Origin of the sequence: Streptomyces sp. NPDC020299, assembly GCF_044387825.1 — a bacterium.
GTDB lineage: Bacteria > Actinomycetota > Actinomycetes > Streptomycetales > Streptomycetaceae > Streptomyces.
Genome location: NZ_JBIRWL010000019.1, coordinates 53,904 through 67,026, shown reverse-complemented (window position 1 = coordinate 67,026; position 13,123 = coordinate 53,904). Strand labels below are relative to the sequence as shown.

At 71.0% G+C, this 13,123-nt stretch carries 13 protein-coding genes; 9 read left to right on the top strand and 4 right to left on the bottom strand.

Going from position 1 to position 13,123, the window contains the following annotated elements; translation table 11 throughout:
* Positions 1–10 precede the first annotated feature (10 nt).
* From ACH45E_RS36405 to ACH45E_RS36385, 5 genes are read left to right on the top strand one after another with little or no spacing between them, the layout of a single operon-like run.
* Complete coding sequence (locus ACH45E_RS36405) at positions 11–325, top strand: hypothetical protein (protein ID WP_361449575.1); 315 nt, start codon at positions 11–13, stop codon at positions 323–325.
* Positions 322–1,749, top strand: a complete 1,428-nt coding sequence (locus tag ACH45E_RS36400; protein WP_361449578.1) for a hypothetical protein — start codon at positions 322–324, stop codon at positions 1,747–1,749. The genes ACH45E_RS36405 and ACH45E_RS36400 overlap by 4 nt, the downstream gene beginning before the upstream one ends.
* Positions 1,746–3,092 (top strand): hypothetical protein, encoded by a 1,347-nt coding sequence (locus ACH45E_RS36395; protein WP_361449581.1) that lies wholly within the window; start codon positions 1,746–1,748, stop codon positions 3,090–3,092. Before ACH45E_RS36400 ends, ACH45E_RS36395 begins: the two co-directional genes overlap by 4 nt.
* Positions 3,089–3,715 carry a hypothetical protein gene (locus ACH45E_RS36390; protein WP_361449584.1) on the top strand — a complete coding sequence of 209 codons (627 nt, stop codon included), beginning with the start codon at positions 3,089–3,091 and terminating at the stop codon, positions 3,713–3,715. The genes ACH45E_RS36395 and ACH45E_RS36390 overlap by 4 nt, the downstream gene beginning before the upstream one ends.
* 8 nt (positions 3,716–3,723) lie before the next feature.
* On the top strand, positions 3,724–4,329 hold the full coding sequence (locus ACH45E_RS36385) for a hypothetical protein (protein ID WP_361449587.1): 606 nt from the start codon (positions 3,724–3,726) through the stop codon (positions 4,327–4,329).
* A 7-nt stretch (positions 4,330–4,336) separates the two neighbouring features.
* On the opposite strand, the gene ACH45E_RS36380 is transcribed toward ACH45E_RS36385, so the two are convergent.
* The gene (locus ACH45E_RS36380) at positions 4,337–4,519 is read right to left on the bottom strand and encodes a DUF397 domain-containing protein (protein ID WP_361449590.1); all 183 of its coding nucleotides are present in this window, start codon (positions 4,517–4,519) and stop codon (positions 4,337–4,339) included.
* An 8-nt stretch (positions 4,520–4,527) separates the two neighbouring features.
* A complete protein-coding gene (locus ACH45E_RS36375; RefSeq protein WP_361449593.1) occupies positions 4,528–5,379 on the bottom strand; it encodes a helix-turn-helix transcriptional regulator in 852 nt (283 codons plus the stop codon).
* A gap of 159 nt (positions 5,380–5,538) precedes the next feature.
* Between ACH45E_RS36375 and ACH45E_RS36370 the strand changes: the two genes are divergently transcribed.
* On the top strand, positions 5,539–5,961 hold the full coding sequence (locus ACH45E_RS36370; RefSeq protein WP_361449596.1) for an ATP-binding protein: 423 nt from the start codon (positions 5,539–5,541) through the stop codon (positions 5,959–5,961).
* A gap of 232 nt (positions 5,962–6,193) precedes the next feature.
* Here the strand turns inward: ACH45E_RS36370 and ACH45E_RS36365 are convergent, their stop codons facing one another.
* Positions 6,194–7,186, bottom strand: coding sequence for a hypothetical protein (locus ACH45E_RS36365; protein WP_399042341.1), 993 nt, complete (start codon positions 7,184–7,186; stop codon positions 6,194–6,196).
* 53 nt (positions 7,187–7,239) lie between these two features.
* A complete protein-coding gene (locus tag ACH45E_RS36360) occupies positions 7,240–7,884 on the bottom strand; it encodes a hypothetical protein (protein ID WP_361449602.1) in 645 nt (214 codons plus the stop codon).
* A gap of 221 nt (positions 7,885–8,105) precedes the next feature.
* On the opposite strand from ACH45E_RS36360, the gene ACH45E_RS36355 reads away from it, so the two are divergent.
* The 3 genes from ACH45E_RS36355 to mqnC all read left to right on the top strand — a co-directional run bounded on the left by ACH45E_RS36355 (position 8,106) and on the right by mqnC (position 13,120).
* Positions 8,106–11,072: a BTAD domain-containing putative transcriptional regulator gene (locus tag ACH45E_RS36355; protein WP_361449605.1), complete on the top strand. Its 2,967-nt coding sequence runs from the start codon at positions 8,106–8,108 to the stop codon at positions 11,070–11,072.
* Positions 11,073–11,083: 11 nt separating this feature from the next.
* A complete protein-coding gene (locus ACH45E_RS36350; protein WP_361449608.1) occupies positions 11,084–11,818 on the top strand; it encodes an A24 family peptidase in 735 nt (244 codons plus the stop codon).
* 102 nt (positions 11,819–11,920) lie between these two features.
* Complete coding sequence (mqnC, locus tag ACH45E_RS36345; protein ID WP_361449611.1) at positions 11,921–13,120, top strand: cyclic dehypoxanthinyl futalosine synthase; 1,200 nt, start codon at positions 11,921–11,923, stop codon at positions 13,118–13,120.
* Positions 13,121–13,123: the final 3 nt, after the last annotated feature.

Genomic DNA, 13,123 nt, shown 5'->3' with positions numbered 1-13,123 from the left:
AGACGTACGCGTGAGTGATCAGCAGGCGGACATCGACCGGATCAGGGACTGCTCCAGGGCCCTGACCCGTATCAAGGACACCTTCGCCGAGCGGGCCAACCCGGCCGAAGGGTACAGCGTCTCCGAGATCGGCTCGCAGAAACTGCTGGACGCCTTCGAGAAGTTCGGCAGCAACTGGAAGATCCACCGCGGGAAACTCACCGAGGAGCTGGAGAAGCTCGCCGGGATCACCAAGACGGCGGCGGACTCGTACGAGAAACTCGACCACGAACTCGCCGAGGCCCTCAGGAAGGCCGACAAGGCAGGCAAGGGAGCGGAGAAGTGAACGCCCGCCCCGCCGCTGCCCGCTGGGCGGTGCTCGACGAGACCTCGGACCCGGTCCCCGGCGACCCGGAGGAAGTGGCCGCCCTCGGACGCCAGTTGCGCAGGACTGCCGAGGCCATCGAGAAGGAGGCCCGCGAGATCAAGGCGCTGGCCTCGGTGGAGAACTGGAAGGGCAAGACCGCCACCGAGTTCCGCGGTGCCGCCGAGGGCGCGGGCGACAAGCTGCGCAAGGCGTTCAAGCGGTACGACGAGGCCGCGGCAGCCCTCGGCACCCAGGTACGGGACGGGGTGTGCAGCAACGAGTACGCCTCCGAACTGCACCGTGCCCAGCAGATGGCCGACAAGGCGCTCCAGGACGCGGAGGCCGCGCACGGCGACCTCGGCTCCGCCCAGAAGGCACTGGACGGCCAGCGCCACGACACCCCGAAGGACGACCCGGACACCAAGAAGTACCAGCACCAGAAGGAGCAGGCCTCCTCCGCGCTGTCCGCCGCCAAGGACGCGCTGGAAGCCGCGAAGGGCATCCGCGACCGGGCCGCCGGGCTGGCCGCCGACGCCATTCACGACGTCATCGAGGGCGACGGCCTCAAGGACGGGTGGACGGACAAGTTCAAGAACTGGGTTCACGAGAACGCGGGTTGGCTGACCCAGATATCCAAATGGGCGGGCCGTATCGCCCTCTGGGCGGGCGTGGCGGCCCTCGCACTCGGCTGGATCCCGGTCATCGGGCAGGCCATCGCCGCCGTCGCCAACGCGGTCGCCCTGGCGGCGAGCGTCGTCGCGTTCGCGACCGACCTGGTGCTCGCGCTCGGCGGCGAGGGCAGCTGGAAGTCGGTCATCCTGGACGCGGTGGGCCTCGCGACGTTCGGGATCGGGCGGGCGGCGATGTCCGGGGCGAGGGGAGCGGCCGCGGGCACCAAGGCGCTGGCGCGCGGCAACCTGTACCGGGAGGCCGTGGCCGCCGGTGCCAAGACCAACAAGGCGTGGAAGATCGCCGACGCCGGGGCCCAGGGGTCGGTACGGGGCAGGCAGGCGGCCGAGGCGCTGGCGAACATGCCGAAGGGAAAGGTCTTCACCTGGAGCAACCTCAGGGAAGGCGTCAGCCCCGTCGCCATCTACCGGGACACCGCCGACGGCGTGAAGTCCATCGGGAAGGCGTTCTCCGGGCAGGCGTGGCGCGACGGTGCCAAGGGCCTGGCCGCGCCGCGCTCGGCGGGCACCCTGGACCCAGAACTGGCCCGTTCGGCCGCTGAGTTGGACGGCATCTCCCAGGCCGCGAAGGACATGCCGGACGTCGGCCGGGCGATGAGCAACTTCTCCGGCCAGACCAACGTGTGGGCGGGCGCCACGGCGACGGGGGTCGTGGCAGGCGCGGAGGGGGCGTACGGCACAGTGACGTCTCTCTACGACAAGGCCACCGGATGACTTCCGAGCCCCCCCTCGCCCTCAGACCCGCGGGCTCGCGCGGCCCCGGCCTGGAACTGTGCCACCGCTCCCGCCTCTACGCCGAGAACGGCGAACTGGTGCTGCGCACCCGCACACGGACCCTCCGCCTGGCCGGAATCGCCCGAGCGGTGTTCATCGACACGGCCGGCCAGGACCGGGGCGAGCGGATGGGTCCGCAAATCTCCGGCTCCTGGGGCGAGGTCCAGCTCCAGGACGCGGCCGGTGCGCTGATCGGCCGGTTCGCCATCGAGGACTGGCTTCCGGAATCCCCCGTACTGCCGAAACGGTCGGTGCAGGGGGAGCAGTTGCTGGCCCGCACGGGAGTGACGTACCTGCTGAGGTCGGCGGGGATCCCGATCGATGTCGTACGGGACTGGCAGGACCCGCGGGTCGCTCCGCCGGCGCCGGGCCGCGGATGGGGACGTGCCGACAGGGCCCGGAACCTCGGCCCGGGAAGGGCCTTTCCCTCCTGGTACTGGACGACGCGGCTGCTGGCCGGAGCCATCTGGTTCGTGACCTTCACACTGATCGTCTTCTCCGGTTCCGAGCGGCCGGGCCTCGTCCTGGTGTCCGCCGTCGCGGCGTTCGCCGCCCCGGTGACACGGCTGGCGCTGCGTGCGTGGACGCGGTTCCGGCTGCGGCGGTACGACCCGGCCGTACGGGAGCGGATCGGGCCGGCGCCCGCCGAGGACACGGGCGCCACGGTCCGCTTCCGCGAACGCGCCGAACTACGCGTACAGGAAAGAGACCTGGTCCTCCGGGACCTGGGCGGACAGGAGTACTGGTTCCCACTGGCCGGTCCGCACGCCCTGACGTCCCTGACCCTCGTCCGCGATCGCGCCGGGACGCCCATCGGGGCCGAACTCCGGGGTCCCGAAGACCAGGTGCGCGCGGTGCTCCCCTGGCAAGCCTGGTTCGGGGGCGAGGGCGGCGCGGACGGCTGGTCCCGGCTGCGTCGGTCCAGCCGCCTGCGCGTGTCCGAGCGCAGCCTGAGCAGCAAGGGCAGGTGGCCCAAGACACCGGTACTGGGCTCCCGCCCCGTCCCCGACTCGCCGAGCACGGCACGCGCCGTCTCCCGCTTCCCGAGCACGATCGCCGGGGTGTCGTCCACGGCGGTGATGGCGCTGGGCTCCTTCTTCTCCCTGACGTGGGGGGTACGGATCGAGGACGCACATCCGGGGGCGGGGGTGGCCGTGATGATTCTGGGCGCCCTGGGAGCCGTACTCCAGGCGACGCCGTACGCCCTCCACCAACTCACCAGCCGCACCCGCCTGGACCGCCCGACGGCCGAGGCCCGCACCCGCACGGAGCAAGCCGCATGACCACCGCCCCCAGGGAACCCGCCCCTCCCCGTGACTACCGCCTGCTACTGCCGGACGGCTGGTTCCGCATCGTCTTGGATCCCTCCGAGGAGCGGGAGCGGTCCATCGACGCGCTGGTGGAGCGCCAGTTCGAGGGCATCGACAACGCGCCCCACCTCAAGGACGACCTCCGCAAGGACCTGCGCCGCCGCTCGGCGAAGGCGGCCCGTAGCGGAGGCATCGAGCTGTACCTCAGCCTCCAGCAGGTCGGCCCGTTCACCATCCCCGCGTCCCTGCTGGTCACCCTCGCCCCGCTCCAGCACCCGGGGCCGCTCCCGGCACAGGCGCTGGCCGAGGCGCTGGCGGCCGACGGCGGCGAGGCGACGGTGAGCATCGAGGAGCTACCGGCGGGAGAGGCGGTACGCGTACGCCGGCTCACGACCCAGCCGAAACCGGAACGGGAACGGGACACCGATGCCGCCCCGAACGGGTCACACCGCTCGCTCTCCGTCGAGTACCACGTCCCCGTCCCCGGCACGACGGCGTTCCTGCTGCTCACCTTCTCCACGCCCCTGGAACCCATAGCGGACGCGATGGCGGAACTCTTCGACGCGGTCGCGGGCTCGCTGACCTGGACGGAATGAGGAAACAGATGACGGACGACGACGCCGCCGACGACCTTTCGAACCTCGGCCTGGAATGCTCGGAGGATTGGGTACCGTTCCCGGTCACCGACACCGTGCCCCTCGACTACTGGGCCCGCAACCAGGCGGAAGAACTGGTCGCCAGGTACGCGCGGGAGGGCAAGAAGGGGGACGCCCGCGTGTTGGCCCGAAGCCTGAAGCGCGCGGCGGCGGACAGCCGCACCCGCGCCCCGCTGGGCGCCTTCGGCCTCTACCTGAGCGGCTACGACTTCATGGCGGCCGGCCTCGAACTCGACGCGATCCACCCCGACGCGGAGTACCCAGAGGTCAGCCTCGCGCTCCTGGCCGAACGTATGACGGCCAAGGACTTCGGCGCCCCGGACATCCGCGAGCTCCGCCTCCCCCTCGGCGACGCCGTCCGCATCCGCCAGAACTTCATCGCCGACAAGAAGCGGTTGCTGGGCCCCCGCCCGGTGGTCCGCTCCCTCTTCTACGGCGTCCGCCCGGACGGCATGCGCACGGCGCTCACGCTGATGCTGTCGTGGACGGAGGCGGTGCTGGACGAGCCGGTGGAGAAGATGGGGGACGACATTGCGGGGACGTTGACGGTGTGACGGTCACCTATTGCTTGCGCAGGTGGCCTATGAGGGCGGCGATCGGGGGGCGGGACGTCGTGAGCACGGCTGCGGGTTCGTCGCTTTCTCGGAGCAGGAGGGTGTCGTCCGTGGTCGCGAGTTCGAGGCAGTTGTTTCCGTCGCCACCGCCGGAGTAGGACGACTTCTGCCAGTTGATGGGGGTGGCCACAGTGCGCCTCACAGTTCCTTCGCCAGCTTGTGGATGAAGTCACGCGAACGAGCGGGGTCGAGTGACACGGCCTCCACCTTACGGAAAAGCCCTCGGAACGCGCCGAGTTGGGCTTCGGAGTCGATCAGGGCCGTTCCGTGAGGAGCGTCGCGCACGGCGGTGTCCAGCTGCGGCACAGCTCCACCCACGTACATCATGGCGCTCCACGCTCCGCCGAAGCTGTCGAGGTCGAAGGGGATCACCCTGACGGTGATGTGATCCGCCTCGGAGAGCCGCAGGACATGGACGAGCTGAGCGCGCGCGGCGGCGCGGTCGCCGACCCTGATGCGCAGCGCGGCCTCGTGGATCACGGCTTCGTACGGGATCGGATCAGCGCCCTCAAGAACGGTCCTCCGCTGCATGCGATGCCGTACGCGCAGTTCCGTGTCCTCCTTGGGAAGTTCCGGGACCCGGTAGGAGAAGACGGCGCGGGCGTAGTCCTCCGTCTGGAGAAGCCCAGGGACGGTGAGGAACTCGATGTCGTACCGGTAGGTGGCGTGGTGCTCCAACTCGGCGAGGTCCAAGAACGATGTCGGCAGCAGCCCCCGGAAATCCTCCCACCAACCGCGTGTGCGGTCGGTGGCCATCGCCACCAGCCCCGCGATCAACGCGTCGTCCGTGCAGGAGTAATGGGCCGCGAGCCTTCGTACGCGCTCCTCGCTCACCCCGGCCGTACCGAACTCGATCTGACTGATCTGCGCCGAGTCCGTGCCGAGCAGCGCGGCAGCGTCGCGCCCCTTGAGCCCGGCGGCCTCGCGAAGCTTTCGCAGCTCGGCGCCCAGGCGCTCCTGACGTGCGGTGGGTTGCTGTCTACGCGGCATTGCTTCCCCCTCGACTGCCCGATGGCAGCGCCTCGTTCGAGGTGAAGATTACGGTAACGACTTGCAGCGTCACAAATTGTGGCCCTACTGTCGGTGACGCGACGTACACGCTGCGAGACGTCGCCATCTCCAACCCCCATGCAGAAACGGAGATAACGCATGCCCGAAACCGCTCCCGAACCCTGGGAGTACACCCTCCACATCCCCCACGACGTCAGAGCGGTCACCGTCTGCCGCCGCACCCTCCGCCTGATCCTGACGATCCACGGCCTGATCCGCCTGACGGACATTGCCGAGCTGCTCGCGACGGAGCTGGTCGCGAACGCCGTACAACACACCAAGGGGCCGGCCGCACTCAGACTGGGCTGGCGGGACGGCGTACTGCGGATCGGCGCATGGGACGCGGACCCCAGACCACCCCACCCCCCGCTGTCGCTGGCCGCCTTGACGGAACTGGAGGCGGAGGAGGGCCGCGGCCTCGGCCTGGTGCGGGCCTGCGCCGACCTGTGGGGCTGGAACCCCCTGTCGAGGAACGGCCACGCCGGAAAGTACGTGTGGTGCGAAGTGGCCGCCGCCGCGTAAGAGCTTCGCGTCGGCGGTTGGGGGAGGACGGTGCGGTGCTGTACGATGGATCTTGAGCTCGCCGCCGAAGAGCGGGCAGGGCTCAGTGCGTTGGTGGTCCAAGGAAAGACGTCCCGCTTCCTGCGGGGAGATGCAGGTGCAAGGCCTGCCCGGCGCTCCGAAGAGAACCCCCCGTCCCTGGGGCTCCAGGGACGGGGGGTTCTTGCTTGTGCGAGACGCAGACGCCGCCGCGTCAGCGGTTCACCGACTGGATCTCCTGGACGTTCATGTCCTGCGTGGTCTCGAAGACGCCGTCGGGGAGGTCGCCGCCCGAGCCGTCGGAGCCCTTCCAGGAGATCTGCCAGGTGATGCTCGCCTTCAGCTGGTACGGGGAGCCGTTGGAGGCGCGGAGGTAAGTGAGGCCGCAGGGCGGGGTCTTGTCGCCGTCGCCCGGCTGGTACGGGGTGCCGATCGAGCCGTCGTCGTTGATCTTGCAGTTGCCCGAGGAGGGGGTGGTCTCGGCGTCCGACGTGCCCGGGTCGAGGTGGAGGGCGACCGGCTTGGCGGTGGTCTCCGCCCAGAGGCCGGTGTCGGGGAGTTCCGCGCGGACCTTGACTTCCTTGAAGGTGCCCTTGTCCAGCCACACCCAGGTGGGGAGGTTGACGGTGGACTTGGTCGTCGGCTTCAGCTCGATCGAGGTGCTGGGGACCTTGATCTTGTTGTAGGCGTACTCGGCGAGGGTCTTCGGCGTGGGGGCGGCGGGTATGTTCGGGATCTTGCCGGCGTCGACCCAGAACATGAGCCGGGTGCACAGTGACGTGTCGTCGAGGTTGTAGAGGTCCGGGGCGACTCCGCGCCAGAAGTAGCCGTGCTTGCCGAGGTTGTAGTTCTTGTACCCCTTCACGGTGGACGGGGTGGTGAAGATGCTGCTCGCGTCCTTCCCGTCCTTGAAGTGGTCGGTCCAGAGCTTCGATCCGTACCACCCGTCGCGCAGGCCGACGTCGCCGTCGCCGTTGTGCTCCGAGAAGTCCTTCAGCTGCGCGGGGGAGAAGACCGGCTCGTACCAGCACGGCGGCGGCTTCCAGTTCACGTCCGTCGCGGATACGGTGCCCCGCTTGCCGCCGGTGGGGCCGCTGACTTGGGTGACCTTGATGCGGGATCGGCCTGCGGAGGCGGACAGTTCGTTGCCCTTGGACTGCCCACGCGTGTCGGAGCCTCCGAACGCGATGGCGGGTGCGGGGCTCAGCAGAGCCACGACAAGTGACGTGGCGATCACGGGAATTGCCCGGTACGGCGCCCTCACTGGGAGCACCCGCCCCGCTCCGAGTGCACGCCCGCGTTCTGCCACACGCCCTGCGGGTTCTTCGCCAGCGAGACCGCATAGAGGACGTGGGGGTTCGTGCCCGCCGGATTCGCCTGGACCTTGCTGGTCCTACGGTTCTTCGTGTACGCCTTGCTCTCGTCCGTGCAGTAGCTGAGGGACGCGCCTCTCCCGGTCTTGGCCAGGCTGACCTTGGGGTCGAAGGCGGGCAGTTCGCCGATGACGGTGACGTTCTTGTCCGTGTAGGACTTGATCCACGACTTGGTCTGCCCGATGACCGCTTCGGTGTCGTAGAAGGCGACGGCCTTGTTGTCGGGGTTGTTCGCGATGATCGCCGCGTACCCCGCCCGGAGTTCTTCCTTCGCGTCGTCGAGCACCGCCTGCTTCACCGGATCGCTGCTCGTCCAGTTCGCGAACGTGAGCTGGAAATCACTCGGCAGCGTGATCTCCGGACGCTTGACGCCGGACGGCGCCGATGCCGACGCGGCGGCCGACGGGCTCTTCGACCCCGTGTCCGCGCCCTTGATGTCGTCCGTCTTGCCGCCGCCGCTTCCGCCGCAGGCGGTCAGCAGCAGGGTCGCGGTCGTCGTCAAGGTGGTCAGGGTCAGGGTGCGGCGGGCCACGGTTGAGTCTCCCCCGAGTTCGGCGTATGCAGCAGGAAACGAAGCTATCAGGGGCGTATGACAGTCACTTGAGCGGTTGCGGGGGATTGTGTGGGGGTGGTGGCCGCGGCGTCCGTTTCCCCTCCGGGCGTCGCCCGTGTCAGTCCCAGTCAATAGGATCTCGGTAGGCTCAGCCCACCCCCCAGACCGACTCCCTCCACACACCACCCAGGACACCCGCCATGGCGCGACGCAGCACATCAAGCTCGACGGGAAGCCCCAGCGGGGGGCCGTCGAGTCCGCGGAACCGGACGCCGCAGCCGGTGCGTGTGCGGCAGCGTACGTTCGCGGACTTCGTGAAGGCGTTCCTGGCGTTCGTGGCGCTGCTTGCGCTGGTCGTCGGTGTGCCGGGGGCGTTGGCCGTCCAGGTGGGGTGGCCGCTGCCGCACGGGGCGCCGTCGCTCGACTGGCTCCAGCAGGAGATCACGGTCCAGACGTTCCTGCACGTGCTCACGGTCATCGTCTGGCTGGCCTGGGCGCAGTTCACCGCGTGCGTGCTCGTCGAGGTCAAGGCCGCGTTCTCCGGTGTCGGGCTGCCCGGCCGGGTGCCCGGTGCCGGGCCCAGCCAGCTGCTCGCCCGTCAGCTCGTCGCCGCGCTGCTGCTCGTCGGCGCCACGGCGGCCAGCCTCACGCCGGGGCTGTCGCAGCTCGGGCACGGCCTGGAGGGCAACCAGAAGGGGACGGTCGCCGCGGCCCAGCAGACGCCGGGCAGCCTGTTCACGCAGCCGCAGGAGCAGGCGGCGAGCGCCGCGGCCGCCGTCGCCGAACAGGCCTCGCACGCCGCGGCCCAGGCGGATGCCGGCAACAGCGCCGCCAAGGCCGGTGCGACGAAGTACTACCGGATCCAGCCGCCGGAGGGGCGTCACCACGACTCCCTGTGGGAGATAGCCCAGCGGCACCTCGGCGACGGGCGCCGGTACAAGGAGATCTACGAGCTCAACAAGGACCGTGTCCAGCCGGACGGTTCGCGGCTGTCCGAGGCCAGCCTCATCCGGCCCGGCTGGATCATGGAGATGCCCGGCGACGCCCACGGCGGCGAGCTCGTCGAGAACCCCGACACGCATGTCTCCCATGAGGTGCGGCAGCAGATCCACGACTACGCCAAGTCCGGGGAGCACGCCCAGGGGCAGCACGAGGGCTCCTCGCACGTCGCCCTGCCGCAGCAGCGGCCCGCCCCGGACGGCAGCGCGGACCGGCAGGAGCAGCCCGCCCCCGCGACCCCGGCCGCCCACGGCACCTCCCACGGCACCTCCCACGACAACGGCTTCGGCCTCCCCGAGGCACTCCTCGGCGCCCCCCTCCTCGCCGCCGGTCTCCTCGGTGCCCTCGGCCGCCGGCGCCGGCAGGCGCTGTGGCAGTCGGCGCTCGGTGCCGTCGGCGGGCGGCGCGGCATGGAGCCGCCGACGCCGACGGGGGACGCCCAGGACGTCCAGGACGCGCTGCTGGTCGGCGCCGACCCCGACGGCGTACGGCTGCTGGACCGGTCGCTGCGCGGGCTCGCCGCCTCCCTCGCCGCCGAGTCGCGCGCGCTGCCCGTCGTCTACGCCGCCTGGCTCAGCAACGGCGACCTGCACCTCCAGCTCGCCCAGCCGGCCGGGAAGCCGCCGGCACCGTGGCGGCTCGGGCAGGACCAGACGTTCTGGATGCTGTCCCGCACCGACGCCGAGCGGTACGAGGACGTCGACACCGCCGCGCCCTACCCGGGCCTCGTCAGCCTCGGCACCATGGACGACTCGCGGCTGCTGCTCAACCTGGAGGCGGTGCCCGGCATCGTCTCGCTGAGCGGGCGCGAGGCCGACCGGGCCGCCCTGTTCGCCTCCGTCGCCGCCGAACTCGCCACCAACGGCTGGTCGGACCGTATGACCATCACCCTCGTCGGTTTCGGCGAGGACCTCACCGCGCTCGCCCCCAACCGGCTGCGCCACCTCGACGGCATCGAAGCGCTGATCGAGACCATGGAGGCCGAGACCCGGCAGCGCCGGGGCGCCCTGGGCGCCGCCGGACACGACTCCGTGCTCACCGGCCGCACCGGGCCCGCCCAGCACACCCGTTGGGCCCCCCACCTCGTCCTGCTCGCCGCCCAGCCCGCCGCCGAGGACGCCGTCAAACTCGCCGAACTCGCCGCCGACGCCGGCCGTCTCGGCATCGGCTACCTGGTCGGCACCGAGACCGGCGACCTGCCCGGCGCCGCCTGGGAGATGGAGATCACCGCCCAGGGCAAGCTGCTCGCCCCGCTGCTCGGCCTCGAACTCGACGCCCAGCTGCTGCCCGCCGCCCAGCGGCACGCGGTCGTCGAGCTGTTCGTCGAGGCCGACCCCGAGCGCGACCCGGACGGGCCGACCACCACCCCGCCGTTCCTCGTCGACATCAGCGAGCAGGGGCGGCCGGCGGTGTACGCGCGTCTGGTCGGTTCGTACGAGATCATCGGCCTCGACACCCCGGAGGGCGACCGCAGCGCCCTGCTGCACGAGGCACTCGCTCTGCTGCTCCTGCACCGCGAGGGCGTCCACCCACGCGTGCTGGCCTCCGCGTTGTGGCCGCGCGGGGTCACGGACGACGTGCGGGACGCGCTCATGGAGCGGCTGCGCGCCTGGCTCGGCACCGAACCGGACGGCAGCCCCCGGCTCCGCGCCGACGACACCGGACGGCTCACGCTCGCCAAGTCCGTCGTCTCCGACCTGGACGTCCTGCGTTCCCTCTACCACGAGGCCACGCAGGGCAAGGGCGTCGACAGCCGGGCGGTACGGGGACGGCTGCTCACCGACGCGCTGGTGCTGGTCCGCGGACCGCTGCTCGCCGACCGGCCCGAGGGCCGCTACCGCTGGCTCACCCACGAGATCATCGACGCCCGGCTCCCGCTGCTGGTCGCCGACATCGGCCTCGCGCTGTCCGCCTTCCACCTGGAGAAGGACCGCGCGGAGAAGGCCATCGAGGCCCTGAACGCGGCCTTGCGGACCGCCCCGGACGACGAGCGCCTGTGGAACGAGCTGCTGCGCGCCACCCACGCCACCGGCGACCCGGCCCGGCTGAGCTCCCTCGCCGCCGACCTCCTCGGCCGCAGCGGGGCCCGCGGCCTGCCGCCGCGCACCGAGGCGCTCCTCGACGAGCTCCTCCCGACGTGGCGCGACGGCGTCGCGGCGGCCGGATAGCAGGACCGCGGATGAGTGACGCCCTGCTGATCGCCGTCGCCGCGCTGTGGGGCGCGGCGACGGGAACCCTGCTGCCCCGGGCCGCCTACCGCTTCTCCGTCCCCCCGGAGGAGGAATGGCGGGAGAGCTGTCCGGGCGGCCATCCGGTCGCGGGGTGGATCGGACGGGCGCGATGCACGCGATGCACATGGCCCGAGTCGTCGTACGGCCCGCGTGCCTGGCGGCTCGCCGCCGTCACCGGCGTCGTCTGCGCCGCCCTCGCCGCCGCCACCGGCACCCGGCCCGAGCTCGGCGTCTGGCTGCTGCTCGCGCCCCCCGCGGTGCTGCTTGCGGTGGTGGACCTGCGGGTGCACCGGCTGCCGGACGCGGTGACACTGCCGCTCGCGGGGGCCGCCCTCGGGCTGCTCGCACTGGTCGCCCTGGTCCCCGAACACGCCGGGGACTGGCTCACCGCCCTGCTGGGCGCCCTCGCCCTCGGCGCCGGCTACTTCGTGCTGTGGCTCGTCAACCCCGGCGCGATGGGCTTCGGCGATGTGAAGCTGGCGCTCGGGATGGGGGCGGTGCTCGGCTGGTACGGCTGGCCGACGGTGATGCTGGGCACCTTCGCCGGATTCCTGTTCGGAGCGCTGTACGGCGGCGCGCTCGTCGTCGCGCGGCGGGCGGGCCGCAAGACGATGATCCCGTTCGGGCCGTTCCTGATCGCGGGGGCCTTCGCGGGGGTCCTGGTCGGCGCGTACACGGCCTGAGGTCTCGGCGCGCACACGGCCTGACGTGAGCCGGACGAATGCCCTGACGTAGGCTGGTTCGGTCCGTCCATAACCCTTGTGAACCTTGCGAAAGGGACGCCGGTGACCGAGAAGGCCGACCTTCAGTCCGTCCTCGACCGTGCCGCCGCCGGTGGGCGGATCACCCCCGAGGAGGCGCTCGCCCTCTACCGGGACGCCCCGCTGCACGCGCTGGGCGCCGCCGCCGACGCCGTACGCCGCCGCAAGTACGCCGGGACCGAGCACATCGCGACGTACATCATCGAGCGGAACATCAACTACACGAACGTGTGCGTCACGGCGTGCAAGTTCTGCGCCTTCTACGCGGCCCCCAAGGACACCGCGAAGGGCTGGACCCGCGACCTCGACGACATCCTGCGCCGCTGCGCGGAGACCGTGGAGCTGGGCGGCACGCAGATCATGTTCCAGGGCGGCCACCACCCGGACTACGGCGTCGAGTACTACGAGAAGCACTTCAAGGCCATCAAGGACGCCTTCCCGCAGCTGGTGATCCACTCGCTGGGCGCCTCCGAAGTCGAGCACATGGCCCGGATCAGCGGCGTCTCGGTGGAGGAGGCCATCACCCGCATCCACGAGGCGGGCCTCGACTCCTTCGCGGGGGCCGGCGCCGAGCTGCTCCCCGAGCGGCCGCGCAAGGCCATCGCCCCGCTGAAGGAGAGCGGCGAGCGCTGGCTGGAGATCATGGAGGCCGCGCACCGGCTGGGCGTGGAGTCCACCTCGACCATGCTGATGGGCACCGGCGAGACCAACGCCGAGCGGATCGAGCACCTGCGGATGATCCGGGACGTCCAGGACCGCACGGGCGGCTTCCGGGCGTTCATCCCGTACACCTACCAGCCCGAGAACAACCACCTCAAGGGCCGCACCCAGGCCACCCTCTTCGAGTACCTGCGGATGATCGCGATCGCCCGCCTCTTCCTCGACAACGTCCAGCACATCCAGGGCTCCTGGCTGACCACCGGCAAGGAGGTCGGCCAGCTGTCGCTGCACTACGGCGCGGACGACCTCGGCTCGATCATGCTGGAGGAGAACGTGGTCTCCTCGGCCGGTGCCAAGCACCGCTCCAACCGCCTCGAGATCATCGACCTCATCAGGAAGGCGGGCCGGGTTCCGGCGCAGCGCGCGACGACGTACGAGCACCTCGTCGTCCACGACGACCCGGCGAACGACCCCGTCGACGAGCGGGTGATGTCGCACATCTCGTCCACGGCGATCGCGGGCGGCACCGCCCATCCCGAGCTGAAGCTGCTGGCGTCCAACTGACGC

What these genes read in the sequence shown, in the direction of transcription:
- ACH45E_RS36395 (WP_361449581.1), top strand. Translation starts at nt 1,746, where the DNA reads ATGACTTCCGAGCCCCCCCTCGCCCTCAGACCCGCGGGCTCGCGCGGC.
- ACH45E_RS36390 (WP_361449584.1), top strand. Translation starts at nt 3,089, where the DNA reads ATGACCACCGCCCCCAGGGAACCCGCCCCTCCCCGTGACTACCGCCTG.
- ACH45E_RS36385 (WP_361449587.1), top strand. Translation starts at nt 3,724, where the DNA reads ATGACGGACGACGACGCCGCCGACGACCTTTCGAACCTCGGCCTGGAA.
- ACH45E_RS36375 (WP_361449593.1), bottom strand. Translation starts at nt 5,379, where the DNA reads ATGCCGCGTAGACAGCAACCCACCGCACGTCAGGAGCGCCTGGGCGCC.
- ACH45E_RS36370 (WP_361449596.1), top strand. Translation starts at nt 5,539, where the DNA reads ATGCCCGAAACCGCTCCCGAACCCTGGGAGTACACCCTCCACATCCCC.
- ACH45E_RS36355 (WP_361449605.1), top strand. Translation starts at nt 8,106, where the DNA reads ATGGCGCGACGCAGCACATCAAGCTCGACGGGAAGCCCCAGCGGGGGG.
- ACH45E_RS36350 (WP_361449608.1), top strand. Translation starts at nt 11,084, where the DNA reads ATGAGTGACGCCCTGCTGATCGCCGTCGCCGCGCTGTGGGGCGCGGCG.